Origin of the sequence: Spiroplasma endosymbiont of Asaphidion curtum, from assembly GCF_964031085.1 — a bacterium.
In the GTDB taxonomy this organism is placed as follows: Bacteria; Bacillota_I; Bacilli_A; order Mycoplasmatales; family Nriv7; genus Nriv7.
The window spans coordinates 473,275-499,779 of the sequence record NZ_OZ035001.1 but is presented as its reverse complement, the minus strand read 5'-3'; the positions used below and the strand labels follow the sequence as shown (position 1 = coordinate 499,779).

The following is a 26,505-nucleotide window of genomic DNA, read 5'->3' as shown; positions in this document are numbered from 1 at the left end:
CTTAGGGATTATTTTTTTTCGCCATTTTTTCTAATTGCTTAACTTCATCATTTGTTAATAACCGATAATGACCTTCGCTAATACCATTAAGAGTTAATATTCCCACAGCAAGTCGTTTTAATGCTAAAACTTTACCATTTATTGCTTTAATCATTTTCCGAATTTGTTGATTGTGACCATCTTGAATAGTTATTGCTAGCATATAAGTTTGTTGATTACTATTTACTCTTAATAACTTAACTTGTATTGCTTTAGCTAAAAAATCATCATCAATTAAAACACCATTTAATAAACTATTAATCATTGTGGAAGTAATTTTACCTTTAGCCGTTACTTCATAAACTTTATTAATGCCGTGGGTCGGATGCATAATTAAATTAGCAAAATTACCATCATTAGTTAATAACAATAACCCACTAGTATAATAATCTAATCTGCCAATCGGATAAATCCGAACGGTAATATCTTTTAAATAATCAAAGACAGTTTTTCTTCCGAGAGGGTCATCCAAAGAAGTAATACATCCGATTGGTTTATTAAAAGCTAAATAAATATTTTCTTGTTCTGCTGGCAATAATTGACCATTAACAGTAATTTTAACATTTACTTCAACTTTAAATCCTAATTCCGTAATAATTTGTTCATTAACTGTAACTTTGCCTGCTAAAATTAATTGTTCAGCTTTTCGCCGCGAACAATAACCACGCATAGCAATTATTTTTTGTAATCGTTCTTTTTTCATTATCATTATCCTTAATTAATAAACAAATTAGTGTCTTCATCTTTATCAAAAAAAGATTCTGGTAATGGTGGTAATTTTTCTAACGAAGATAAATTAAAATAATCTAAAAAATATTGACTCACACCATATAATATTGGTCGCCCCAGAGCATCACTTCTTCCTAGTTCAACAATTAATTCTCGAGCTTTTAATTTAGCAACCATAAAATCACTGCTAACACCACGAATACTTTCAATTTCACTTTTTACTATTGGACCCTTATAAGCAATAATTGCTAGCGTTTCTAATGCTGCTGTTGATAATTTACTAGTTTGTTCAATAACTAATGATTCATAAATATTAAAATGTTCTTGTTTTGTCATAAACTTAAAAACATTATTATTATTCATTAATGATATGCCTCGCGATTCATCGGCATCTAACTGTTGTTGGATAGTTACTAACATTTCATTAACAAGATTAAGACTAAGATTTAACTTTTTAGCAATTTTTTGATTGCTAATGCCCTCTTCACCAGCAATAAAAATTAATCCTTCCATTAAAGCATAATTATTCACTTTCTTCACTAAATTCACCTCGATATTTTAATGTGATAGGAGCAAACATATCTGCTTGCTCAATATATATTTGCTGACTACGAACTAAATCCAAAATAGCACTAAAACTAACAACAAGCAAATTATTTGTAATATTATCACTTTCAACAAAAATATCATAAAGATTATAACTTTTTTGGGGATTTTGTTTTAAGAAATTAAAAATTTCTGATGCACGCTTTTGTGGTGATATTTGTTGTTTAGCCACGCGTGTTGTCATTGGCATATTTAATTGATATCTTTTATATACTTCTTGTAATTGAAAACTCAATTGCTCTAAGTTAAAATCTCAATTAGTTTTCTTCGCTAATGATGCATATTGTTGTGAATTGGAAACAATTGCTGGTCTCGTAAAAACTTGCTGACGAACAATCTCTTGTTCTTTAAAAAAACTAGTTGTTTCTTTAATAGTTTGATATTCTAATAATTTTTGAATTAACTCTTGACGATTATCTGCTTCATAATCACTATTTTCTTCTTCTAAATTAGTCTGTTGTAATAATCGCCGTGATTTTAATTCTAAAAGATATGCAGCCATTGTTAAATATTCACTAGCAATATCTAAATTTAATGTTTCCATTTTATTTAAATAATCTAAATATTGCGTTGTAATACTACTAACATCAACAGTAAAGATATCAAGATTTTTTTCTTTAATTAAATGTAAAAGTAAATCTAATGGTCCTTGAAAATTATTAATGTTAATCAGATATTTACTCATATTTACTTATCCGCCTTATCTTAATTACCTTATTGCATTATTTCATAAATAATATTATTAATTGGCGGTAAAGATTGTTCAATCGTAAATAATTCTTTTGCCATCGCTGTAAACTCACTGACACTATTAATATTAGTATATAAAGTTAATACCGTTTCATTAGGATTAACTTTTTCTTGGGTTTTTTTATTAATAAAAATTCCGGCCATATAATCAATCGTTGAACAATTTGTTTCTCTTCCTGCTCCTAAATGCATTGCTAAATTACCTAAACCATAACAGTTATGAAAATTAACAAATCCTGAAACTGATGCTTTAATTTCAATAACAAATTTAACAGCATCTTTTCAAACAAAATTAGTAACAAAATCAATATCACCAGATTGCTGTTTAATAAATTGTTTAAAAATATTTAATGGAACTAATGATTTTAGTTGCTCAATACATTTTTGTTTTGCTTCATCAAAATTATTACAAATTTCTGCTTGTAATAAACTAATCGCGCTTAGAGAGGTTACAAGTTCTAATAATCCTGAATCTTGATTTTTACCTTGTAAAAAATCATACGCTTCATAAACTTCACAAATGTTACCAATCATTCTTCCTAATGGTTGATTCATATCACTAATAATAACAGCAGTTTTAACTTTTAATTTTTGAGTAATTTGTAACATTATTCTTGCTAATTTTTTAGCATCATTTAAATTACTCATAAAAGCACCATTACCACACTTAACATCTAAAATAAGACCATCACTACCCATAGCAATTTTCTTAGCCATAATACTCGCTGCTATTAAAGGAATGGAATCAACAGTTCCCGTAGTATCTCTTAAAGCATAAATTTTCTTATCAGCCGGAGTAATATCTTGTGTTTGACTAATAATACTCATTCCACATTCATTAATTACCTTTAAAAAATCATTTCATTGCAAATTAACATTAAAATTAGGAATCGCTTCTAACTTATCAATCGTTCCACCAGTTTGTTCTAATCCTCTTCCAGAAATTTTTGCTACCTTAATACCAAAACTTGCTAACAAAGGAGCATAAAGTAAACTTATTTTATCACCAACACCACCAGTAGAATGTTTATCAGCTTTAAAACCACTAATTAATGATAAATCTAACGAATCACCAGAATTAATTAATGATTTTGTTAAATCAAATGTTTCTTGTTCATTTAAACCATTAAATCAAACAGTCATTAAAAAAGCACTCATTTGATAATCAGGAATATCGCCTTTAGTAAAACTACTAATAATAAAATCAATTTCTTTTGTTGTCAATTGTTGATTTTGTTTTTTCTTATTAATTAAATCTAACATTCACATTATTTTTTTTCATCCTTATTTTTTAAATTAAAATTATTAATGACTTTTTGAATATTATTTTGCATATTTCTTGCTAAATTATCAGTAGTAATATTAATAAAATTAGCAGGGTCTAATGATTTTTGAATCACAAGATAAATATTTTTCTTTCCTTGATATTTTTTATTAAAAACTTCATATGAATTAATAATAGCAACCGGAATAATTGGAACATATGTTTGATACGCAATTCTAAATGCTGCTGGCTTAAATTCTTGTACTGTTGAACTATTACTTCTAGTTCCTTCTGGAAAAATAACCATTGTTCGTGGGACACGAATTAACATTTTAGCATCATTAAAAACTTCTAATGCTTGCCTTGGATTATTACGATCTAAAAATAAAACATCAATTAATTGTACAAAGCGTTTAAATATTTTATGTTCTTGTAATTCTTGCTTAGCAATGAATGCTAAGGGAGCAAATTTACTAAAATCATTAATTAAAAGTAATAATAAAGCATCAAAATTTGATTGATGATTGACAATCATCACACATCCCTTATTATTAACTCAATTTTCTAATCCTTGGGGATGAACTTTAACATTATATAACCATGCAAAATATCGCGCTCGCTTTTGCAATCATTTATAACGATATTCTTCCGATACTGAATTAGGATCACGAAGCACTTTCTTTGTCATTTTTTTTGCTTTTCTTAAAGTTTGCAGCAAATATGGCAATGTAATTATTACTCTTCATTTATTCATTAGTAACTTTCCTTTCATAAATTAATCCAACAAATTTATCATATTGTTTCTTACTAGTTTCTTTAAATTGATGGAAATCAATTTCTGGAAAATAAGTATCGCCTCCATATGAATCATTAATAAGTGAAACAAATAATTTGTTGGCATAGGGAATTGCTATTTGATAAATCAAAGCACCCCCACAAACATATAAGTCATCACAACTATGTTCATATTGCTTTAAAATACCTTCTAAATTATTACTTACAATTACATCAGGATGATTAAATTTATAATTAGGATTTCAACTAACAACAATAGTTTTTCTTTGTGATAAAGGTTTAACTTTTAAACTATCAAAAGTTTTTCTTCCCATTAAAATTGTTTTTCCGATGGTAATTTCTTTAAAATATTGTAATTCTTGATTTAAACACCACAGCAATTTATTATCTTTACCAATAACACCGTTCTTATCCATTGCTCATACTAAAATTACCATAATTAAACTGCCACTTGTCCTTTTATCGCCGGATGTGATTCATAATCTAATAATGAAAAATCTTCATATTCAAAATCAAAAATTGAAGTTACTGAACGATTAATTATTAATTTGCATATTTTTTTTGGAGTTCTTGTTAATTGTTCATTTATTTGTTCTAAATGATTAGTATAAATATGCGCATCACCAATTGTATGCACAAAATCACCAACTTCATACCCACAAACAGATGCTAGCATATAAGTTAATAAAGCATAACTAGCAATATTAAAAGGAACACCTAAAAATACATCAGCACTTCTTTGATATAACTGACAAGATAATTTATTGTCAGCAGTAACATAAAATTGAAATAATGTATGACAAGGCGGTAATGCCATTTCTTCAATTTCCTCAGGATTTCAACTAGATAAAATATGTCTTCGTGAATGTGGATTATCTTTTAATTGCTTTTCTAAATTTTTTAATTGATCAATACCATTAAAATTTCGCCATTGTTTACCATAAACCGGACCTAAATCACCATATTTTTTAGCAAATTGCTCATCATTTTTAATTTTAAAAATAAAATCTTGTAATTGTTCACCTTTAAAATCAGGTGAATTTTGATATTTTTTATAAGGTCACTCATTTCAAATATTAACATTATTTTGTACTAAAGTTCTAATGTTAGTATCACCTTTAATAAATCATAATAATTCATAAATAACAGCTTTTAAATATACTTTTTTTGTTGTTAATAGTGGAAAACCTTTTTGTAAATCAAACCGCATTTGATAACCAAAAAAACTAATTGTATCAATAAGGGTACGATTAGGTTTATTTTGACCTTTTTCTAATATCTGACGACATAAACTTAAATACTGCTCCATTGTTTCACCTCGCGATAATTTCTATTCTGTTTTTAATTTTAACATAAAATCTAATAACAAACTATTACGCTTAATAAAAAGTAAAAAGCTAAGGTAATTTCAAATTACCTTAGCTACTATGATTTCTTAGTTATAAAATTTTGTTTTTAACAACTACAATGAAGTGAATTCATCGTCTAGATTTCCAACAAAAGTTTCACAATCCTCAATGTTATATTTTTGTTTAAATTTAACAACCACAGAATTTAATATATTTGCTAATTCCGAATTATCATGTAAATTTTCTTGTTTGTTTAATAGACTTCTTGCATTACTTATTTATTAAACAAAATTCCTATAAAATATATTTAAAATAGAAATTATAAGGAATTTAAGATTATGAAATTTGATAAATTTAATTTTATTAATGATAAAGAATTATTACGATTAACTGGAATAAAGCAAAGTACTTTTAATAAAATGTTAAATATTTTAAAAGAAGCTGAGTTAAAAAAGTTTAAAAGAGGTGGTAAAAATAATAAATTATCATTAGAAAATAGATTATTGATGACTTTATCATATTGACGAGAATATCGTACTTATTTTCATCTTGGTAAAAGTTTTGATATTAGTGAAGCTAGTTGTTATCGAAATATCAAGTGAATTGAAGATATTTTAATCAAACATCCTGATTTTCAACAACTTGCTGGTAAAAAAGCATTAATAAATGATTATTTTAATGATAAAACAATTATTATTGATGCTACAGAAACACCCATTCAACGTCCAAAAAAAGACAAAAACAATCTTATTCAGGAAAAAAGAAAAAACACACTATTAAAACACAAGTATGTAGTATACCACAGACTTATGACAAGTACAAGAAGTTTTTAAAAAAGGTGAATTTATTTTTTATTTAAATTTTTATAAATAACGACAAATTCTAAGAAAATTTTAAAAATAGTTTATAATTAAATTCCAAGGTAAAGAGATTGCAGATTAATTTTTTGGAGAAAGGCTGTTGATTGTTAAATAAATTTTATTATTAATTACTAAAAATTCACGAAAGGGATTTAATTAATATGAAAAAATTACTAAGTTTATTAAGTTTACTAACAATTAGTAGTGCAACAATGCCAATGGTCGTTGCCACAGCCCCTTATCAAAAACAAGAAACAAAATTAATAAATAATGAAATTAATTCTTTAGAAACAAATAATTTAGGAATTTTAAAAAGAAATAAAAGAAATAATGGGCCATATAAAATTAGAGAAAAATTAATTTTAAATTGAGATAAAAACAATTATAAAAATAGTTTTAATAAAATTATAAATGAGCTAATAAAACAAAATATTTTAAATAGTATTTTTGAAACTAATTCAAATAATGATAATTCAATATTTGAAATAAATCATAATGCACCTAATTTTATAATTTCTGTCTTTATTGATGATGAAACTACAATTAATTTACTTTTTAGTGCTGATAATTTATATTTACAGGGATTTAGTTATGGTACAACTTTTTATTATTTTTCAGATTCTACAATAACAAGTATTGATGGTCAAACTTCTTCGAATTTACAATTTAATGGCAACTATAACAATCTTCTTCCAAGCTCTAATCCACAAATTACTTGAGAAAATATTTTAGATTCTTTTCGTGTTTTAGATAATTATGGACAAGGAAGACTCTCTCCAAATAATCCAGAAAATAAAATTAAGTTATTAAAAGCTGCGTTATTTAGAATTATTTTAGTAACAGCGGAGGCTTTAAGATTTAGATCAATTTATAATTTAATTATTACTAATATTATTACTAATAATCAACCTATATATTGGGACCCCGAATCATACATTAATCAAATTAATATTCATAGTACTGTAACTAATTGACAAAGTGTAAGTAATAATATTATTGATGAAATTAATAATATTCAGACAAGATTTGGCATTACCACCCAGAGTATTAATCAACAACTTTATAGTTTATTTTCAATATTACCAAGCGATGCAATTTCCCAGCATCTTTTAAATAGTACTGTTAGAGTAATTCTTGGATTAGTTATTAGACCAGCCTTAAATTGTAATAGAAGAAGGGCAAGAAATATAGATAATGATATAAAAAATCAATATTGTGATGCGATTAAAGATTATAAAGAAGGTTATAATTTAGAAGATAGAAAAATAACTGTAGTTAAAATATTAGATAAAAATACAAAAGGAGGTTCATTACAAGCAGGAGATATTTATATTGGAACTACAAGAGGTGTATATCTTTATTTTAAAAGAGGAAATGAAATTAATATTAAAAAATTTGATGGTTTAGATTTTAAAATAACTGATATTGTATTAGATAATAATGGTAGTGCCTATATTGAAAAAAGAAATGGTTCAAAAGTATATCATTTAAATTTACAAGGTTGAGGCCACGAAGAAATTGATCTTAATGATTTATGACAGTGAAATGCATGTTCATTACCTAAACCGTATCAAAAAAAATTTAATGTTAAATGTTAAACAATAAAGTATGCAAAAACTATTAAGCCTTTTGATAGCAAGCACTTTAATTGTAACAAAACTCTGGTTCAATGATAATTAAGTACAGCTTTTTACTACCAACAGTTGTTGATTTAGAAATCCGTGTACAATTAAAGTTAATTTTAGTTTGTCTATGAATAAGAAAAAATAAATCTTTTAAAATTTGCCAAATTGTAAAGTTAAGTGTAACTAAATTATTTTTTCTAACCAAATATTCGATTGGAGAAAGATAATTTAGTATTTTTCTTGGTCTTTGGTTTAAAGACAATATAAATTTATGAACTGCATTTTTAGTAGTGTTTGAAAAATTAAATTTTATAATTAATTTTTTTGTGGAAATAATACTTTTATTATTTCCATTTTTTATGAAAGAAATAATATAACTAGAAAATTACTTAAGCACATTAAAAATAATTAGCAAGTGATTATGATTATGTAAATTTTCGTAAATTATTTTTTATAAATATTTGTAATGTTTGAAAAGGAGTTTTAGTGTTTAATGATGAATGAGGGCGTTCAAAGTTATAAAAGTAATAATATTTGTTTAAATAATGTTGAAGTTCGTTTTGATTTAATTTTTTATCCTTAGAATAAAATAATTTGTTATAATGCTGATGGAATCGTTCAATCTTCCCATTAGATTGAGGCGAACGAATTGGTGTCGTTTCGTGAACAATTCCGCTCCTAGAAAGAAAGGTTGTAAAAGGCCTTTCTTTTACTTTATATGCTTTTTTATTGCTTCAATTAGTAGTAATAAATTCAGGAGCATTGTCAGTACGAAGGCGTTTAATGGTTATACCAAGTTCGCCGAAATCTTTCATTGCTCTTTGTACAGCATTAATAGCATTGTTAGTTCCTAAACTATCATAAACATAACCAAATACTATGCGTGTCATTTCGTCAATGAAATCATAAATGTAATATTTTTTATCAACCGGAAAATTTGATGTGGTAATAATTTTGGCATCCATTTGTAAAAGACCAATTTCGGAGACTTCATAACGCTTAAAATGGCGTTTCGTTTGTTTGATTTGTTGTTTTAATTCTTTTCAACGAGGGTCAGATTTAATTCAGCGATAAAAAGTTTTGATGTTTTTCGGAACTTCTGAATTTTTGACACCGTGAAAACCGATTTTTAAATTATTAAATAAAGACCATATTCCGCCGGCTTGAAGATTTTTGTAATCAAAATATAAATCACATACTTTTTCACGAGAATTTAAACTATATTGATAATTAAGATTTTGTGGTTTTGTAGTTTTAAACAATAACAAATCTAAATTATCAGAATAATAAGCGGTCATAATTTTTTCCGCCCAGCGATAAAAGGTTTTCGTTGCATTCTTAAAATATTTTTTAATAAGTTTTGTTAAAGTTGTTTCTTCAATATAAAAATAAGTACATAAATTTAAATAGGCAGTAATGCGTTTTTTAGTTTTATAGTAATAAGGATTACGACAATTAGAACTTAATCAACTTTGTGCTTTTGCTTTTAAATCTGCTAAATCGGCTTGGGAAATAATATATTTCATTTTTTTAAACTCCTTAAATTAAGAAAATCGTATTTTTTAATACGATTTTCAAGAATATTTATTAAATTACTAATTTTTATTAGGCATTTCAGCAGAAAAGGAAATTATATTATAAGATAATCTTATTGATTTAGTAAATGTTATCTTAACATTAATTATCTCAGAAATCTCATAACCAAAATCTGAATCTAAATAACTAAAATCATCGTAAGTTTTTTTAACACCATTATTTTTATAAAAATTAATTCAATCTTTATTTTTATTACCAAGAGATAAACTAAAAATGCGAGTTTTTTTAATTTCAAGCGGTAAATCGATGTTATCTTGAAATTTAATTTTAGCCCCACCGCCAATTTTGCTAGGAATTAAAAAACTATTATAAATATTAGAAAACTCTAAATCATATTTTTTTAAATCGCTGTTATTTTTACTACATCCAGAAATAAACACTACACATACTAAATTTAAAGCTGATAAAAATTTTCACATAAATAAAAATCCTCCTTTCAAAGGAATTATATTTTATATAAAAATATTGGAAATATTTAAGAAAACTTTTTTAATAGCATTAGTAAAATTGCTAATGGCACTACAAATTCGAATAACATCTTAAATGCTGGAATAACTTCAAACACCGGAAATGCTGTTTTCGTAAAATTAATTGTCGTTTTGGCAATGTCAGCAATAGGGCGAATTAAAAGATTAATCCCCGAAAGACCAAGTAATCAATTCAACACACTAACAGAAGCATGCTGAATACCACAAGATATGGCACTAAATAAACCTCAATAAGAACAGTTAGGCGTCGGAATTAAGTCATCTATATTTCCGCTTATTCCGCCACCAATAAAAGCTGTTGAATTCAAAATATTAAAATCGTATAAAGAATAATGATATTCAGTACTTTCATTTTGCTTTCTATATAGCGGGAAAGTTAGCGTAAAAATATTAATTCCATACATCACATCAACTTTGGCATTGTGAAAATGCAATTTATTACTAGTGACATTCCATAATTGGTTGTCATATGCTTTTAAAACATTAAAATCTATTTGATAAGAATTTTTACCGGTGTTAAAACCATTGGCAATTTGTTTATCTTTAACAAAAAAATAGGAACGAAAAATCACATTCTTACTATTTTCTACTGTTGAACCAAAGTTAATTAAATATTGTTTAGGATAAAAAGTAATCAAGGAACGATAGAAAAACCCGATTTGTAGAGCATTTTTAGGAATTTGTTGCATTCCTTTGTAATCTAATTCTACATAAGTAGAGGCATCCATATCAAAACTGGCATAAAAGAATTGTACAAAAAATTCACCTAAAACTTTATAAAGTTTATTAAATAACCCATTAATAAAATTAATAGTTAAATCTTTTTGATAATGTAGCATAAAATCTTTAAAATCAGTCTTTAATTTGTTATCATAGCGTAAAAAATGGAAAGTATTACCATAATAATTGATTTGTCCAAAAAAAGTATTAATAAAATCTTCTCCAAAACTTGTTTGCGAGCCAGATTTTCAAAGCGATTTACCATTTTCTAAAAACTCATTATTACCCACAATGCTACCATGCTCCGTTTTTATAGTAATAACATCACCAAAACTAGAAAAAGAAAGTTCTCTAAAAATAACTTTTTCCATCATATCAGGTTTAGGATATGAATTTTTGCGACTTAAATTAAATTTACTATTTTGTTTAAAACCATTTAATTTAATTGAAATCTCACTCATATATTTAAAATTATCGTCAAAAAAATTAAAAATTGGGACTCAATATAAATAACTATAATTAAATTTATCAAAATCTCGGCGTTGTATCATTAAATAGTCTAACTTATCTTGAAATTGAGTATATTGATATTCACCATCATTTTTGGTTATCTCAGTAGGTAATGGTTGCTCTGCTTCTTTTTCGGGTAAAAGAGGCATTTCGGCATAGAATGAAGTTATACTATAAGATAATCCTATTGATTTAGTAAATGTTATCTTAACATTAATTATCTCAGAAATCTCATAACCAAAATCTAAATCTAAATAACTAAAATCATCGTAAGTTTTTTTAACACCATTATTTTTATAAAAATTAATTCAATCTTTATTTTTATTACCAAGAGATAAACTAAAAATGCGAGTTTTTTTAATTTCAAGCGGTAAATCGATGTTATCTTGAAATTTAATTTTAGCCCCACCGCCAATTTTGCTAGGAATTAAAAAACTATTATAAATATTAAAAAACTCTAATTTACAACTATTACCACATTGACTAGGGTTTGTGGCTCGTTTTTCTCGTTTTATAAAGAATTGTTCCATATTAGGTTTTGGTGGTTGTTTTGTATCAAAGAAAGCCCCTAATGGCACCAAACCAATAAACATTATAATAAATCAAGAAATAATCTTATGCATCTCATCACGCCTTAAAACTCTTTTTTATCGCTTTAAAAGCATCAGAAAATTTATATTGATTATGTTGTGGACACTCACAATTAACAACTTGCATTTGGTGCTTTCTAAAAACTTTATTAAAGTAATAACCCCTAATAATTAATTTAATACCAGTTATTAACAAATAAACGATTAATAATCAAAAATACACCTTAAAAACTACATTTTGGAAATCAAACAATATAAAATCTTTAAAAAACTCATCTGTGTTAGTTCGAATTTTTGTTAAAAATACTCAAATTATAGTAATAACACTATGAAGTATGATAAAAAAATGTATAAAACTTAAAACGCTTTTAAATCATTTAATACTTAATATTTTATTTAACTTTTTCATTTTTTAACTCCTTTCAAAGTATTTTTTTATTCAGTAGGTCCTCTTAAAATTAAATATATTGTTGATAAAATACAAATCGTTCCTAAAATTTGGAAAATCGGATGTTGGGAAAATAACCTTATCATTGGTTTAAACAAATCTAAAATTTTAATATTTTTTGATAAAACTTTATTAAAATATTCTAAACCCTCACGCACATAGGCTCATAAACCTAAAAAATCACCTAAAGCAAAAATAGAAAAAACAGAAACAAGAATAAATAAAATTATTAATTTAAACATTTTCTAAACCTACCTTTTTATTTGCCGTCCATGTTGATTAACTCACGGTCTATTTTTAGGACTATTACCACTGAATTTCTTAATTGAACCACTAGATGATTTTTTCTTAGCTCCTCAATTAGCAACTGATTTTCGATATTTTTTACGAAAACCAACTTTTGGTCGTTCAATATGAATACCTAAAATGCCACCAATTACGAGATTTATCACAAGCATAATTAGCGAAAAAATAATAATACGAATATCTGTTCCGGGAATGGTTAAAGTTCAAATTAAATCAAAAACTTTATAAAACATATCGCCAATCAAACTAGCCATTTTTTCTAAGTTTTCCATTTTTTAAACTCCTTTACTTGTTTTTCTTCTTCAGATTATTTTTTAACTTAGTAAGTATCTTACTGAATTTTTCCATTTTTAAATATTCTAATGCTTCAATATCCATTACATTATCATTTCAAAATTTATGTTGATAATTATCATTCAAAGCACGATTACTTAATTCACGCAAGAATGATAAATATTTATTATCGTAAAGGTTTAAAATTGACATCGGAATTTTCAATTTAAAGAAATAAATGTCTAATTCTGGAATACTACGATACTTGATTTTGCGACCTTTTTTATCATTTTTAGCATTAATCAGAGTTAAACGTCATTGTTCGTATTCGCTTACCGATTTAAAAGTACCATAAATAACTTGTAAATAAGGACGAAAGATACTAACTGGTTTTTTTCTAATGCCAACAATTATTGAATTCGCAATATCACGAACTTTAACTCATATATGTTCGGCTCGTTGTCCGCTTGCTAATACGATATGAGTAAATTGCCGTGCTGAAGCGAAATATTCTTGTAAACCTTGAGTTACCCTATCATTTTCTTTATAGTCAGTTCCTTCTAAAAATAAGTTAGTTTCATCTCATAACAGCAAATGCTTTTCTTCTAATATCGGATAATTATAATCTAATAAAGACATATGCCCTAATGAAAGCATTTGTTTATCCGTAATCGGAAAAGTAGAAATCGTTTTTCAACCACTTAATAAGTAAGAAGCTAAAACCATTAAAGCGGTTTTTCCAGTCCCTAAAGCACCAATTACTAAATTTAAAGGAGAATTTAATAAGAAATTAATAAAACTACGACGAGCAAAAAAATGAGAAATTTTAGTATATAAAATATACAAAGAAATTAATAAATAAATAATATCAAATAACATTCTTCAACTTTGAGGATTATAATAATGCAAAATCGCACCATAGAATCACGCAATAATAAATAAAGTGCGATTTAAAGCGACAAAATCATATAATGTTAAATTTATTTTTTTAAACAATAGCGTCACTTAAATCACACTTTCTTTATTTTTATTACTATCTGCCGGGCATTAATTTTTCAAACATTTTGAAAGCAATTAAAAATAAACCAATAATTACACCAAGCAAGAAAACTCAATATGTAGCAAAAAAATTAACAACATTAGGCATATTACCACCAATAATATCGGTTCAAATGTGACCAAACGCTCCAATTAACGCTTTTCATAAGTTAGTAACCGCTTGCTCGCCAGTAACAGCTACTGCCGGTGCTTCTGCTAAGAAAGTTCCAATCATATAATCACCCCCTTTCTAAACAAAATATGATTTAACTTTATAAAATGCCAAATTGTAAAGTTAAGTGCAACTAAATTATTTTTCTAACCAAATATTCGATTGGTGAAAGATAATTTAGTATTTTTCTTGGTCTTTGGTTTAAAGACAATATAAATTTATGAACTGCATTTTTAGTAGTATTTGAAAAATTAAATTTTTTAGGAAATTTTTCTCTAATTAAACCATTAGTATTTTCATTAGTACCTCTTTGTCAAGGCGAATACGCATTAGCAAAATAAATTTTCACATTTAAATTTTTTTCAAGTTGTTGTCAATTAGAAAATTCTTTACCCCTATCAAATGTTATAGTCTTAACAAGATTATTTGGAAGAATTGATAAATAATGGCTAATGTTTTCGTTAACAACTTTAGTAGTTCTATTTTCAACTAACATTGCTAAAGTAAATCTTGATGTTCTTTCAACTAAAGTTATTAAACATGATTTACTTTTACCTCGTGATGATACTACAGTATCACCTTCTCAATGACCAACAGTTATACGATTATTAACATTAATATTTCGTTCTTTAATTGATTTACCATTAAATTTACCGCGATTTTCTTGAGATTTTCGTTTCTTACCTTTTCTTCTTAAATTTTTATTAGTAACTTTTTCAAGTAATCCAGAATAAATTCAATTGTAAATTGTTTTAAAACTAATAATTCATTCTTTATGAAAATTTTTAATTCTGCCATAAATTTGTTCAGGCGATCAACCTAATAGTAATTTTTGTTGTACATATTTTACTAATTCTCTATTTTTAAACTTATGAAAATAAACATGTGATTGTTTTCTGTTTTCTGCTTTATTTTGTGCAATTAATGAAAAATAATGATTACTATCTTTATTTCTATTGACTTCTCGAATAATAGTACTAATACTTCGATTAAGATTTTTAGCTATTTCACTAATTTTTACTTTAAACTTCAATTGATTCTCAATATAAATTCTTTCATATATGCCAAGATGTTTGTAACCCATATAAAAACTCCTTGCTTTGTTTTTTCTAAAATAAACTTAGCATCATGAAATTTTTATATGAGATTTTTTGCAATTTTATTTACTTGCACTTACAAGTATAATTCAGCAATACAAAAAATTCATAGTAATGTTCTAATACCTAAGAAAAAAACAAAGAAAAACCCTTTAAATAAAGAACAAAAACATAATAATAAATTAATTTCAAAAATGAGAATTATTATTGAAAATATTTTTGCTATTCTTAAAAAATTTAAAATTATTACTGAAAAATATCGTAATCGTAGAAAACGATTTAGTTTAAGATTTAATTTAATTGCTTCAATTTATAATTTGCAATTATAGATAACATAAAATATTTATTTAAAATTAAATTTAAATAATAAAATAATTTTTTGTTGTGTCAAAATTTACACATTTAATAAAATCCATAAGTATTAACCTAATAAAAGTTAGAAATTACTATATAGTATTTTTTATTTACAAATAATTTGTAATTATTTTAATAAGTAATGCAAGAAGTCTAATATTATTTTCTAGATGAAGCACAAATATTAGATAAATATAAAGATGAAAGTGAATTTTATAGTTTGGTAGGTGCAAAATGTTATAGTTATGTACCAAGTCTACTATATAATTGCTTAATAATATTGCCTTGATGTTCTTTAATAATTTTATTAATTAGTTTTTGGTGTTCATATGGGAAAGAAATTGTATATTCATAAATTATTTCTAGGGTATATAATTTAAGGTTTAAAAATAATTTTTGTAATCCAAATTTATAGGCGTGAATTAATCGTGATTTTCCTAAAAGAATTTTTCCAAAATAGCGAATGTTTAAAACAACGATATTGGTAATGTTTTGTTTTTGTAAATAAGTAAGCATTGCAAATCCTGCGGTTCTTATTGGTTCTTTATCGTCATCATATTTTTGGATTTTATTATTATTGGTAATATAGCAATAACAATTGTGAGTCGCTTTGGGGTTTAAATATTGATTAATGAATTGTCAAGCTTCTTTTTCAGTGGTAACATATTTAATAAGACAAATAAAACGCGAATTTTTAATTGTATATTCAATTTTGTGAAGGGCATCATCAATCACTTGCATTGTTTTTCACCGTTATTTCGGGGCGCGTAAAGTTTTGTTAGGTGGATAAAGATTTGAATAATTTTGAAAGAAAAGTAACTACAAATTAATTATCGTTTTATTTAAAAAATAAGTAATAAAACAAAATATTTAATATTAACAAACATAATCTTAATAAAAGGTTATAAAAACTAAGTAAAATGCTTATAAAAACAACATTAAAATAATTTTTTACAACAAAAATCATACATAAGAAATATATACTTAATTTGAATATTAGACTTCTTGCATTACTTATTTATTAAACAAAATTCCTATAAAATATATTTAAAATAGAAATTATAAGGAATTTAAGATTATGAAATTTGATAAATTTAATTTTATTAATGATAAAGAATTATTACGATTAACTGGAATAAAGCAAAGTACTTTTAATAAAATGTTAAATATTTTAAAAGAAGCTGAGTTAAAAAAGTTTAAAAGAGGTGGTAAAAATAATAAATTATCATTAGAAAATAGATTATTGATGACTTTATCATATTGACGAGAATATCGTACTTATTTTCATCTTGGTAAAAGTTTTGATATTAGTGAAGCTAGTTGTTATCGAAATATCAAGTGAATTGAAGATATTTTAATCAAACATCCTGATTTTCAACAACTTGCTGGTAAAAAAGCATTAATAAATAGACTTCTTGCATTACTTATTAAAATAATTACAAATTATTTGTAAATAAAAAATACTATATAGTAATTTCTAACTTTTATTAGGTTAATACTTATGGATTTTATTAAATGTGTAAATTTTGACACAACAAAAAATTATTTTATTATTTAAGCCAAATTGAAAAGTTAAGTGCAACTAAATTATTTTTCTAACCAAATATTCGATTGGTGAAAGATAATTTAGTATTTTTCTTGGTCTTTGGTTTAAAGACAATATAAATTTATGAACTGCATTTTTAGTAGTATTTGAAAAATTAAATTTTTTAGGAAATTTTTCTCTAATTAAACCATTAGTATTTTCATTAGTACCTCTTTGTCAAGGCGAATACGCATTAGCAAAATAAATTTTCACATTTAAATTTTTTTCAAGTTGTTGTCAATTAGAAAATTCTTTACCCCTATCAAATGTTATAGTCTTAACAAGATTATTTGGAAGAATTGATAAATAATGGCTAATGTTTTCGTTAACAACTTTAGTAGTTCTATTTTCAACTAACATTGCTAAAGTAAATCTTGATGTTCTTTCAACTAAAGTTATTAAACATGATTTACTTTTACCTCGTGATGATACTACAATATCACCTTCTCAATGACCAACAGTTATACGATTATTAACATTAATATTTCGTTCTTTAATAGACTTCTTGCATTACTTATTAAAATAATTACAAATTATTTGTAAATAAAAAATACTATATAGTAATTTCTAACTTTTATTAGGTTAATACTTATGGATTTTATTAAATGTGTAAATTTTGACACAACAAAAAATTATTTTATTATTTAAATTTAATTTTAAATAAATATTTTATGTTATCTATAATTGCAAATTATAAATTGAAGCAATTAAATTAAATCTTAAACTAAATCGTTTTCTACGATTACGATATTTTTCAGTAATAATTTTAAATTTTTTAAGAATAGCAAAAATATTTTCAATAATAATTCTCATTTTTGAAATTAATTTATTATTATGTTTTTGTTCTTTATTTAAAGGGTTTTTCTTTGTTTTTTTCTTAGGTATTAGAACATTACTATGAATTTTTTGTATTCCTTGATAACCATTATCAACTATTAATTTAGTATTTTTTAAAATTGGGATTTTTGATTCTTTAAATAAACAAAAATCATGCTTTTTACCGAGAGAAAAATTTGTTGCAATAATTATTTTGCTTTCTTTTTCAATAATTACTTGTGTTTTAATAGTGTGTTTTTTCTTTTTTCCTGAATAAGATTGTTTTTGTCTTTTTTTGGGCGTTGAATGGGTGTTTCTGTAGCATCAATAATAATTGTTTTATCATTAAAATAATCATTTATTAATGCTTTTTTACCAGCAAGTTGTTGAAAATCAGGATGTTTGATTAAAATATCTTCAATTCACTTGATATTTCGATAACAACTAGCTTCACTAATATCAAAACTTTTACCAAGATGAAAATAAGTACGATATTCTCGTCAATATGATAAAGTCATCAATAATCTATTTTCTAATGATAATTTATTATTTTTACCACCTCTTTTAAACTTTTTTAACTCAGCTTCTTTTAAAATATTTAACATTTTATTAAAAGTACTTTGCTTTATTCCAGTTAATCGTAATAATTCTTTATCGCTGAATTATACTTGCACTTACAAGTATAATTCAGCTTATAATTAATTTAGTTAAGAAATAAGATAAAATATATTAAATTATTATTTATAACCCCTAAAAACTTTAATCGTATTGAGTTTAGTCTCATTAGTGACCTTGTATTAATTAGGTTATTTTTTATGTTATAATTATTTTGTACTTTTGTATTAATTATAAGAATGACTTTGGAGGTGTAAAAGATGAAAAACACACTTATAACAGGTCAAAAAGTTTTAATTCATGCCTATAAACATAATGGTGAAATATATCGTTCTTGGGCTCACGCTATTGTTTTAGAAGAAACTAAAAATTATTTAATTTTAGTAAATGAAGCCGTTATTGTTACTGAGGTTAATGGTCGGAAGTGAAAAACTCATGAACCGGCTATTTGGTTCTTTTCTAAGAACCGCTGATATAATATTATTTCAATGTTAAAAGATAATGGTATTCATTACTATTGTAATATTGCTAGTCCTTTTACTTATGATGGTAAAGCAATAAAGTTTATTGATTATGATATTGATATTAAAGTATTTCCTGATGGATATACAAAAATATTGGATTTAAAAGAGTTTGGTCGTAACAAGATAAATTGAAATTATCCTGAAAATTTGCAAAATATTATTTGAAATGAAATTGAAAAATTAAAAATTCAAATTAAAGATAAAGATGATTTATTTCATGAAAAAACGGTATTAAATCATTGAAACAATTATCAAAATAATTTTAAATAATCATTAAACTTAACTTTTTGTAGCAGCTAATAATTTAGCTGTTTTTTTGAATTTTTACACAATAGACTTGGTACATAACTACAACTAGCTTAATTCAAAATTATATATTCCTGAAATTAAGTTAAATCGTAATCCAAATCTTCTAATCTTATTGCGATAACGATAAACTAGTATTTTAAATTTTTTTAATCTAGCAAAAACATGTTCAATGGCAATTCTAACTTTACTTAAAAAGCTATTATATTCCTTTTTATCTGGATTTAAATGATTATTTTTACTCTTTTTAATTGGCAATAATAGACTTGGTACATAACTATAACATTTTGCACCTACCAAACTATAAAATTCATTTTCATCTTTATATTTATCTAATATTTGTGCTTCATCTAGAAAATAATATTATCAAAATAGTAGATAAAATTGAGGGTTATGTACCAAGTCTATTATAATGTTGCTTAAAAGAGGGGAGAAAATAATAAATTAATGGAAACTTTAATTAAAAAAATGCGTTTAAGAAATGGTTTAACACAGACCCAATTAGCAAAAATGGTTGGGGTAAAAAAACAACCAACCATTAGTAGATTAGAGGCTGATGCTAGTCATATATCATGAGGTCTTATTTCAAAAGTTTTAATAGACTTCTTGCATTACTTATTTATTAAACAAAATTCCTATAAAATATATTTAAAATAGAAATTATAAGGAATTTAAGATTATGAAATTTGATAAATTTAATTTTATTAATGATAAAGAATTATTACGATTAACTGGAATAAAGCAAAGTACTTTTAATAAAATGTTAAATATTTTAAAAGAAGCTGAGTTAAAAAAGTTTAAAAGAGGTGGTAAAAATAATAAATTATCATTAGAAAATAGATTATTGATGACTTTATCATATTGACGAGAATATCGTACTTATTTTCATCTTGGTAAAAGTTTTGATATTAGTGAAGCTAGTTGTTATCGAAATATCAAGTGAATTGAAGATATTTTAATCAAACATCCTGATTTTCAACAACTTGCTGGTAAAAAAGCATTAATAAATGATTATTTTAATGATAAAACAATTATTATTGATGCTACAGAAACACCCATTCAACGCCCAAAAAAGACAAAAACAATCTTATTCAGGAAAAAAGAAAAAACACACTATTAAAACACAAGTAATTATTGAAAAAGAAAGCAAAATAATTATTGCAACAAATTTTTCTCTCGGTAAAAAGCATGATTTTTGTTTATTTAAAGAATCAAAAATCCCAATTTTAAAAAATACTAAATTAATAGTTGATAATGGTTATCAAGGAATACAAAAAATTCATAGTAATGTTCTAATACCTAAGAAAAAAACAAAGAAAAACCCTTTAAATAAAGAACAAAAACATAATAATAAATTAATTTCAAAAATGAGAATTATTATTGAAAATATTTTTGCTATTCTTAAAAAATTTAAAATTATTACTGAAAAATATCGTAATCGTAGAAAACGATTTAGTTTAAGATTTAATTTAATTGCTTCAATTTATAATTTGCAATTATAGATAACATAAAATATTTATTTAAAATTAAATTTAAATAATAAAATAATTTTTTGTTGTGTCAAAATTTACACATTTAATAAAATCCATAAGTATTAACCTAATAAAAGTTAGAAATTACTATATAGTATTTTTTATTTACAAATAATTTGTAATTATTTTAATAAGTAATGCAAGAAGTCTATTTATTTAAAATTAAATTTAAATAATAAAATAATTTTTTGTTGTTTCAAAATTTACACATTTAATAAAATCCATAAGTATTAACCTAATAAAAGTTAGAAATTACTATATAGTATTTTTTATTTGCTGAATTATACTTGTAAGTGCAAGTAAATAAAATTGCAAAAAATCTCATATAAAAATTTCATGATGCTAAGTTTATTTTAGAAAAAACAAAGCAAGGAGTTTTTATATGGGTTACAAACATCTTGACATATATGAAAGAATTTATATTGAGAATCAATTGAAGTTTAAAGTAAAAATTAGTGAAATAGCTAAAAATCTTAATCGAAGTATTAGTACTATTATTCGAGAAGTCAATAGAAATAAAGATAGTAATCATTATTTTTCATTAATTGCACAAAATAAAGCAGAAAACAGAAAACAATCACATGTTTATTTTCATAAGTTTAAAAATAGAGAATTAGTAAAATATGTACAACAAAAATTACTATTAGGTTGATCGCCTGAACAAATTTATGGCAGAATTAAAAATTTTCATAAAGAATGAATTATTAGTTTTAAAACAATTTACAATTGAATTTATTCTGGATTACTTGAAAAAGTTACTAATAAAAATTTAAGAAGAAAAGGTAAGAAACGAAAATCTCAAGAAAATCGCGGTAAATTTAATGGTAAATCAATTAAAGAACGAAATATTAATGTTAATAATCGTATAACTGTTGGTCATTGAGAAGGTGATACTGTAGTATCATCACGAGGTAAAAGTAAATCATGTTTAATAACTTTAGTTGAAAGAACATCAAGATTTACTTTAGCAATGTTAGTTGAAAATAGAACTACTAAAGTTGTTAACGAAAACATTAGCCATTATTTATCAATTCTTCCAAATAATCTTGTTAAGACTATAACATTTGATAGGGGTAAAGAATTTTCTAATTGACAACAACTTGAAAAAAATTTAAATGTGAAAATTTATTTTGCTAATGCGTATTCGCCTTGACAAAGAGGTACTAATGAAAATACTAATGGTTTAATTAGAGAAAAATTTCCTAAAAAATTTAATTTTTCAAATACTACTAAAAATGCAGTTCATAAATTTATATTGTCTTTAAACCAAAGACCAAGAAAAATACTAAATTATCTTTCACCAATCGAATATTTGGTTAGAAAAATAATTTAGTTGCACTTAACTTTACAATTTGGCATTTTTACAAATAATTTGTAATTATTTTAATAAGTAATGCAAGAAGTCTACTAATTAAAAAATTATTATGTTTAATACTATTTCAAAAATTATTACAAGAAAAACAACTTTTTAAATTAACATCCTCAATCGGATTTTTCTTTTTATATGCTTGTAAAAAAGCAAATTTAAACTCTGAATAACCACTATAACCTAATTTTTTACAAAAACGAATAATTGATGCTGTTGAAGTATAGGCTTTTTTTGCCAATAATGTTAAATTAATATTAGCAAAATCATTAATATTACTTAAAATTGTTTGAGAAATTAACCGATCAATACTTTGCTCACTTTCTTGTGAATATTGTTGAACAACCAAAATAATATTAATCATCAGTTAATGAAGTTAGTACTAATCAGTTATATTGTATTTTCATTCTTTATCAAAACCTCCAATAAAACTATTATAACAAAAGACTTGGTACATAACCTTTAATTTTATCTACTATTTTGATAATATTATTTCCTAGGTGAAGTACAAATGTTAGATAAATACAAAGACGAAAATGAATTTTATAGTCTAATAAGCATAAAATATAAAACTTTCATGAAAATGGTAGAAATCTTCACTGTTCTACTTACGAAATAAAATTTTTATTTGACAAATTGGATTATATTCTTTCTTGCCAGTTTTTGAATGGTCAAATGAAAAAGATATTGGTATCGGTTTTTAAAAATTAACATTCTTAATTAAATCTCTTATTTCATCTAGATACATTTATTTTTTTCCTATGGTTTATTTCTTATTCCTGTTTAATTACCTCATTTAACTGTTCAAATGTTGTTATTCATTTTCAATTGTCATTTTGAATATATCGTTCAAAATGAACATAAAATTTTTTAAAAGTAGTGAAATTAAAATCGTAATAACCATATTGTAAGTATTCATCATTATGATTAGCAATAATTTTTTGACCTAACACTTTTGTCTCATTAATAAATTTTTTGCTAACTAATTTATCATAATAATTATTTTTTAAAGAATTTACCAATTTATGTCAATTAATAACAAAAGTTAATTGATTAAAACCAAAATATTCGTCTTTAAATTCATTAATTCATCATTGTTCTTTTTCATCTAAACAACAACATTTTTTGGTATTACAACTAGAATGCTCAACAAATTATTCTAATAATTTAATTTTAATATCATTAATACTACCATTAATATTTCTAATAAAATCATGAAGTTTACTATAAAAATGTTTACCATCTTGTTTACCAGATTCAATATGGTCTTCATAATCAAGAGGTGACATTTTTAATAGTTTACTTAATTGAACTTTATGTTGTTTAAATCTTTCACCAATACCATTTTTATTTTTTGATTGACCAATATAAATGGGAATTAGTTTATTAAGTTTAATTGTTGGTAACTGAATATACAAAGCATAAATACCTTTTTTATTTAAATCATTAGAACTGGGTAACTTTTCTACTAATCATTCATATAGTTTTATTTTTTCTAAAAAACTTTTTTGAATCATAAGTTTCCTTTCATTTATTAATCATCTAAAATATCATCCATTAATAATGATATTTGATCATTAGCACTAGATATTTTACCTTTTTTTAAAGAAGAATGATGAATTTTTGAATTAATTTGTTTATTTTTTTTACTAGAAGAAGTTAATGATGTGGACTGTAAATTATGCTTTCTTAAGTCATAATAACGGTCATCTTGAATTCATTCCACATTAACATCACCTAAAAAATCACTAACACTTTCTAATAAACGACCATAATGAACTTTACTAATCGCAAAATTTTCAATCGTATTATTTTTAGTTAAAATATGAACTTTACTATTATTAGGAATTACAAACGCTGTAATTACATAGGGAATAATAGTTTTAGTTATTTTAAAAGAATGAACCCCTTTCGCTGGACGATGTAGTAAAGGAATATTATTAATTTTAATTTTTTTAACCCCCGCTGTAGTAAAAGAAACATAACTATCATGCTCATCATTAACAACATTTAATGATACAACTTTATCATCATCTTTTAAATTAATCGCTTTAACACCTTTAGTTTTGGGGCTAATAATCGCAATATCATTTTCATCATATCTAACAACAAGACCTTTTTTAGTTGTTAAAATAACTTGTTTTTTACCATTACTTAAATCAAAACCAACAACCTCATCATTGGGTTGCAAATTAATCGCTTTAAAAGCCTTAGATATTCTTGTTGCTGTAAAATGACTAATAACAGTTCTTTTAATAAATCCTAACTTAGTTGCTAAAATAACAAATTGGTCTTGAATATCAAAATCATTAATTAATATCACGCCAAGAACTCTTTCATCACCAGTCATTGTTGAAAAGTTATTAACATGGTGTCCGATATCCTTTCAACGACTTTCTTTTACTTTATGTAAAGGAACAATACAATAATTACCTTGACTAGTAAATAGTAACAAAGTACTTAATGAAGTAGTTGATAATGAAGCAACATTAATATCTAAAGGTTTTCGTCCATAATCTTTCATATCTTGTTTAGCAACTACTTTTTCATTAATAACTTTAATATAACCATCACGAGATATCGTAACAAAAATATTTTCTTCATTAATTATTTCTGTTTTTTCAATAATAATTTCTTCCACCATATTCTCAATAACTGTTTTTCGCGGCGAATTAAATTCTTGTGAAATAGTTTGTAATTGTTGAATAATCAAAGCTTTTTGTTTTTCTTTTTTCTTAACAATTTCTTGTCAAGTTCTAATTTCTTTCTGTAAAGCTTTTTCTTCTTCTTTTAAAGCATTAACATCAGTTGATGTTAACCGATACAATCGTAACGAAACAATAGCTTCTGCTTGTAATTCCGTAAAATGATAAGTTTTAATTAAATTTTTCTTAGCATTAGCCTTATCAGTTGATTTACGAATCGTAACAATAACTTTATCCAAAATTGTTGTAACTTTAATTAAACCACTAACAATTTCTAAACGAACAATCGCTTTTTCTAAGTCATATTTAGTTCTTTTTTGAACAATATCAAATTGATGTTTTAAATAAGCATCTAATAAGTTTAATATCCCCGCACAAATTGGTTTGTTATCTTCAAGAACAACCATATTAAGATTGTAAGATATTTGTAAATTACTATGTTTTAATAAATATTTACGAATCGTCTCGGCATCAGCATCCTGTTGTAAATTAATTTCAATATGAACTCCTGACATATCACTTAAATCAATAATATCCTTAATACCACTAAGTTTTTGTTCTTCTTTAATATCCGCAATTCGCGTTACTAAATCACTTTTAACAACTTCATAAGGCAACTCTTTAATAACTCATTTTTGATGACGCGGTGTTCCTTGTAATTCCATTTTACTACGAATAATAATCTTACCACGACCAGTTTTATAAGCATTTAATATTCCATCCCATCCTTGAATAATACCACCAGTAGGTAAATCAGGCCCTTTAATAATTTTCATAATTTCTTTTAATGAACATTCAGGATTATTAAGACGATGAACTAAGGCAACAATTAATTCCGATAAGTTGTGAGGTGGAATATTTGTTGCATAACCAGCAGCAATACCCATACAACCATTTAAAAGCAAATTAGGAAAATACGCTGGTAATACTGTTGGTTCAGTTTCAGAATCATCAAAGTTAGGGACTCAACCAACAGTTTTTTTATCCAAGTCTTGTAATAAATACTTAGAAATTGCATTTAAACGCGTTTCGGTATATCGCATTGCCGCTGCTGAATCACCATCAATGGAACCAAAATTACCATGACCATCAATTAATGGTACTCTTAACTTTCAAGGTTGTGCCATTCGCACCATTGCTTCATAAATTGGAACATCACCATGAGGATGATATTTACCAATTACTTCACCAACAACCCGAACTGATTTTTTGTGAGGTCGATCAAAAAATAACCCTAAATTATTCATTGCATATAAAATTCTTCTTTGCACTGGTTTTAAACCATCGCGAACATCAGGCAATGCTCGTTCTTGAATAATATATTTCGCATATAAACCAAACCGTTCAGCAACAATTTCATCTAATTCGTGAACCACACTATTTCTGTTATTTCTCATTTCATTCCTCCTTATATGTTATGAAGCAATAACAAAGTTATCTTCTAATA

General features: G+C 24.8%; 31 protein-coding genes and 1 pseudogene. 8 read left to right on the top strand and 24 right to left on the bottom strand.

All coding sequences use genetic code 4. From position 1 onward, the window contains the following. Nucleotide 1: 1 nt before the first annotated feature. Genes AAHJ00_RS02970 through thyA form a run of 7 tightly spaced genes read right to left on the bottom strand, consistent with a single transcriptional unit; the run spans nucleotide 2 to nucleotide 5,492 of the window. On the bottom strand, nucleotides 2-742 hold the full coding sequence (locus tag AAHJ00_RS02970; RefSeq protein WP_342224461.1) for a pseudouridine synthase: 741 nt from the start codon (nucleotides 740-742) through the stop codon (nucleotides 2-4). An 11-nt stretch (nucleotides 743-753) separates the two neighbouring features. Further along, a complete protein-coding gene (gene scpB, locus AAHJ00_RS02965; protein WP_342224460.1) occupies nucleotides 754-1,308 on the bottom strand; it encodes an SMC-Scp complex subunit ScpB in 555 nt (184 codons plus the stop codon). Then, the gene (locus AAHJ00_RS02960) at nucleotides 1,292-2,059 is read right to left on the bottom strand and encodes a segregation and condensation protein A (RefSeq protein ID WP_342224459.1); all 768 of its coding nucleotides are present in this window, start codon (nucleotides 2,057-2,059) and stop codon (nucleotides 1,292-1,294) included. Before AAHJ00_RS02960 ends, scpB begins: the two co-directional genes overlap by 17 nt. Nucleotides 2,060-2,088: 29 nt before the next feature. Continuing rightward, nucleotides 2,089-3,387 carry a thymidine phosphorylase gene (locus tag AAHJ00_RS02955; protein ID WP_342224458.1) on the bottom strand — a complete coding sequence of 433 codons (1,299 nt, stop codon included), beginning with the start codon at nucleotides 3,385-3,387 and terminating at the stop codon, nucleotides 2,089-2,091. A gap of 5 nt (nucleotides 3,388-3,392) precedes the next feature. Beyond that, nucleotides 3,393-4,142: a lysophospholipid acyltransferase family protein gene (locus AAHJ00_RS02950; RefSeq protein WP_342224457.1), complete on the bottom strand. Its 750-nt coding sequence runs from the start codon at nucleotides 4,140-4,142 to the stop codon at nucleotides 3,393-3,395. Continuing rightward, entirely contained in the window at nucleotides 4,135-4,620 is a 486-nt protein-coding gene (locus tag AAHJ00_RS02945; protein WP_342224456.1) for a dihydrofolate reductase, read from the bottom strand. The genes AAHJ00_RS02950 and AAHJ00_RS02945 overlap by 8 nt, the downstream gene beginning before the upstream one ends. A gap of 2 nt (nucleotides 4,621-4,622) precedes the next feature. Further along, on the bottom strand, nucleotides 4,623-5,492 hold the full coding sequence (thyA, locus tag AAHJ00_RS02940) for a thymidylate synthase (RefSeq protein ID WP_342224455.1): 870 nt from the start codon (nucleotides 5,490-5,492) through the stop codon (nucleotides 4,623-4,625). Nucleotides 5,493-5,870: 378 nt separating this feature from the next. Between thyA and AAHJ00_RS02935 the strand changes: the two genes are divergently transcribed. Both AAHJ00_RS02935 and AAHJ00_RS02930 read left to right on the top strand, forming a co-directional pair. Beyond that, nucleotides 5,871-6,365 (top strand): transposase family protein, encoded by a 495-nt coding sequence (locus tag AAHJ00_RS02935; RefSeq protein WP_342224454.1) that lies wholly within the window; start codon nucleotides 5,871-5,873, stop codon nucleotides 6,363-6,365. Nucleotides 6,366-6,553: 188 nt separating this feature from the next. Further along, nucleotides 6,554-7,990, top strand: coding sequence for a ribosome-inactivating family protein (locus AAHJ00_RS02930; RefSeq protein ID WP_342224453.1), 1,437 nt, complete (start codon nucleotides 6,554-6,556; stop codon nucleotides 7,988-7,990). A 452-nt stretch (nucleotides 7,991-8,442) separates the two neighbouring features. On the opposite strand, the gene AAHJ00_RS02925 is transcribed toward AAHJ00_RS02930, so the two are convergent. From AAHJ00_RS02925 to AAHJ00_RS02885, 9 genes are all read right to left on the bottom strand, one after another. Further along, nucleotides 8,443-9,543: an integrase core domain-containing protein gene (locus AAHJ00_RS02925; RefSeq protein ID WP_342224452.1), complete on the bottom strand. Its 1,101-nt coding sequence runs from the start codon at nucleotides 9,541-9,543 to the stop codon at nucleotides 8,443-8,445. Nucleotides 9,544-9,612: 69 nt separating this feature from the next. Beyond that, nucleotides 9,613-10,032 carry a hypothetical protein gene (locus AAHJ00_RS02920; RefSeq protein ID WP_342224451.1) on the bottom strand — a complete coding sequence of 140 codons (420 nt, stop codon included), beginning with the start codon at nucleotides 10,030-10,032 and terminating at the stop codon, nucleotides 9,613-9,615. 56 nt (nucleotides 10,033-10,088) lie between these two features. Next, entirely contained in the window at nucleotides 10,089-11,954 is a 1,866-nt protein-coding gene (locus tag AAHJ00_RS02915; RefSeq protein ID WP_342224450.1) for a hypothetical protein, read from the bottom strand. Beyond that, nucleotides 11,947-12,330 carry a hypothetical protein gene (locus tag AAHJ00_RS02910; RefSeq protein WP_342224449.1) on the bottom strand — a complete coding sequence of 128 codons (384 nt, stop codon included), beginning with the start codon at nucleotides 12,328-12,330 and terminating at the stop codon, nucleotides 11,947-11,949. The genes AAHJ00_RS02915 and AAHJ00_RS02910 overlap by 8 nt, the downstream gene beginning before the upstream one ends. A gap of 26 nt (nucleotides 12,331-12,356) precedes the next feature. Then, a complete protein-coding gene (locus AAHJ00_RS02905) occupies nucleotides 12,357-12,611 on the bottom strand; it encodes a hypothetical protein (RefSeq protein WP_215825736.1) in 255 nt (84 codons plus the stop codon). A gap of 9 nt (nucleotides 12,612-12,620) precedes the next feature. After that, nucleotides 12,621-12,947, bottom strand: coding sequence for a hypothetical protein (locus AAHJ00_RS02900; protein WP_342224448.1), 327 nt, complete (start codon nucleotides 12,945-12,947; stop codon nucleotides 12,621-12,623). 13 nt (nucleotides 12,948-12,960) lie between these two features. Then, entirely contained in the window at nucleotides 12,961-13,944 is a 984-nt protein-coding gene (locus AAHJ00_RS02895) for a hypothetical protein (RefSeq protein WP_342224447.1), read from the bottom strand. Nucleotides 13,945-13,981: 37 nt separating this feature from the next. Then, nucleotides 13,982-14,221 carry a hypothetical protein gene (locus tag AAHJ00_RS02890; protein WP_342224446.1) on the bottom strand — a complete coding sequence of 80 codons (240 nt, stop codon included), beginning with the start codon at nucleotides 14,219-14,221 and terminating at the stop codon, nucleotides 13,982-13,984. Nucleotides 14,222-14,291: 70 nt separating this feature from the next. Then, nucleotides 14,292-15,242, bottom strand: coding sequence for an IS30 family transposase (locus tag AAHJ00_RS02885; RefSeq protein WP_342223478.1), 951 nt, complete (start codon nucleotides 15,240-15,242; stop codon nucleotides 14,292-14,294). A 108-nt stretch (nucleotides 15,243-15,350) separates the two neighbouring features. Here AAHJ00_RS02885 and AAHJ00_RS02880 point away from each other — a divergent pair. Beyond that, nucleotides 15,351-15,584, top strand: a pseudogene (locus AAHJ00_RS02880) (transposase family protein); the annotation flags it as partial. 268 nt (nucleotides 15,585-15,852) lie between these two features. Here AAHJ00_RS02880 and AAHJ00_RS02875 read toward each other — a convergent pair. Further along, complete coding sequence (locus AAHJ00_RS02875; RefSeq protein WP_342224445.1) at nucleotides 15,853-16,350, bottom strand: YigZ family protein; 498 nt, start codon at nucleotides 16,348-16,350, stop codon at nucleotides 15,853-15,855. A 337-nt stretch (nucleotides 16,351-16,687) separates the two neighbouring features. On the opposite strand from AAHJ00_RS02875, the gene AAHJ00_RS02870 reads away from it, so the two are divergent. Continuing rightward, nucleotides 16,688-17,062, top strand: coding sequence for a transposase family protein (locus AAHJ00_RS02870; RefSeq protein ID WP_342224444.1), 375 nt, complete (start codon nucleotides 16,688-16,690; stop codon nucleotides 17,060-17,062). Nucleotides 17,063-17,191: 129 nt separating this feature from the next. Here AAHJ00_RS02870 and AAHJ00_RS02865 read toward each other — a convergent pair whose 3' ends face one another. Both AAHJ00_RS02865 and AAHJ00_RS02860 read right to left on the bottom strand, forming a co-directional pair. Beyond that, nucleotides 17,192-17,659, bottom strand: a complete 468-nt coding sequence (locus tag AAHJ00_RS02865; RefSeq protein ID WP_342224604.1) for an IS30 family transposase — start codon at nucleotides 17,657-17,659, stop codon at nucleotides 17,192-17,194. Nucleotides 17,660-17,872: 213 nt separating this feature from the next. Next, nucleotides 17,873-18,657 (bottom strand): IS5 family transposase gene (locus tag AAHJ00_RS02860; protein ID WP_342224605.1). Its coding sequence is split into 2 segments (ribosomal slippage): nucleotides 17,873-18,300 and nucleotides 18,300-18,657, totalling 786 coding nucleotides; the frame shifts between segments, so codons are not numbered across the junction. Between the two features lie 228 nt (nucleotides 18,658-18,885). Here AAHJ00_RS02860 and AAHJ00_RS02855 point away from each other — a divergent pair. Further along, on the top strand, nucleotides 18,886-19,419 hold the full coding sequence (locus AAHJ00_RS02855; protein ID WP_342224443.1) for a DUF402 domain-containing protein: 534 nt from the start codon (nucleotides 18,886-18,888) through the stop codon (nucleotides 19,417-19,419). Between the two features lie 84 nt (nucleotides 19,420-19,503). On the opposite strand, the gene AAHJ00_RS02850 is transcribed toward AAHJ00_RS02855, so the two are convergent. Continuing rightward, nucleotides 19,504-19,755: a transposase family protein gene (locus AAHJ00_RS02850; RefSeq protein ID WP_342224442.1), complete on the bottom strand. Its 252-nt coding sequence runs from the start codon at nucleotides 19,753-19,755 to the stop codon at nucleotides 19,504-19,506. 147 nt (nucleotides 19,756-19,902) lie between these two features. Here AAHJ00_RS02850 and AAHJ00_RS02845 point away from each other — a divergent pair, with 147 nt between their 5' ends. The 3 genes from AAHJ00_RS02845 (at nucleotide 19,903) to AAHJ00_RS02835 (ending at nucleotide 22,320) form a co-directional block, all read left to right on the top strand. Then, the gene (locus tag AAHJ00_RS02845; protein WP_342224441.1) at nucleotides 19,903-20,112 is read left to right on the top strand and encodes a helix-turn-helix transcriptional regulator; all 210 of its coding nucleotides are present in this window, start codon (nucleotides 19,903-19,905) and stop codon (nucleotides 20,110-20,112) included. 22 nt (nucleotides 20,113-20,134) lie between these two features. Next, nucleotides 20,135-20,957, top strand: a protein-coding gene (locus AAHJ00_RS02840; protein ID WP_342223496.1) for an IS5 family transposase whose coding sequence is annotated in 2 segments (ribosomal slippage) — nucleotides 20,135-20,532 and nucleotides 20,531-20,957 — 825 coding nt in all. Because the reading frame shifts where the segments join, the coding sequence is not laid out codon by codon here. A 412-nt stretch (nucleotides 20,958-21,369) separates the two neighbouring features. Continuing rightward, nucleotides 21,370-22,320, top strand: coding sequence for an IS30 family transposase (locus tag AAHJ00_RS02835; RefSeq protein ID WP_342223813.1), 951 nt, complete (start codon nucleotides 21,370-21,372; stop codon nucleotides 22,318-22,320). A gap of 28 nt (nucleotides 22,321-22,348) precedes the next feature. On the opposite strand, the gene AAHJ00_RS02830 is transcribed toward AAHJ00_RS02835, so the two are convergent. From AAHJ00_RS02830 to parC, 4 genes are all read right to left on the bottom strand, one after another. Beyond that, nucleotides 22,349-22,717, bottom strand: a complete 369-nt coding sequence (locus tag AAHJ00_RS02830; RefSeq protein ID WP_342224440.1) for a hypothetical protein — start codon at nucleotides 22,715-22,717, stop codon at nucleotides 22,349-22,351. Nucleotides 22,718-23,126: 409 nt separating this feature from the next. Continuing rightward, nucleotides 23,127-23,306, bottom strand: a complete 180-nt coding sequence (locus tag AAHJ00_RS02825; RefSeq protein ID WP_342224439.1) for a hypothetical protein — start codon at nucleotides 23,304-23,306, stop codon at nucleotides 23,127-23,129. A 201-nt stretch (nucleotides 23,307-23,507) separates the two neighbouring features. Continuing rightward, nucleotides 23,508-23,870, bottom strand: a complete 363-nt coding sequence (locus tag AAHJ00_RS02820; protein ID WP_342224438.1) for a hypothetical protein — start codon at nucleotides 23,868-23,870, stop codon at nucleotides 23,508-23,510. A 17-nt stretch (nucleotides 23,871-23,887) separates the two neighbouring features. Continuing rightward, complete coding sequence (gene parC / locus AAHJ00_RS02815; protein ID WP_342224437.1) at nucleotides 23,888-26,455, bottom strand: DNA topoisomerase IV subunit A; 2,568 nt, start codon at nucleotides 26,453-26,455, stop codon at nucleotides 23,888-23,890. Nucleotides 26,456-26,505: the final 50 nt, after the last annotated feature.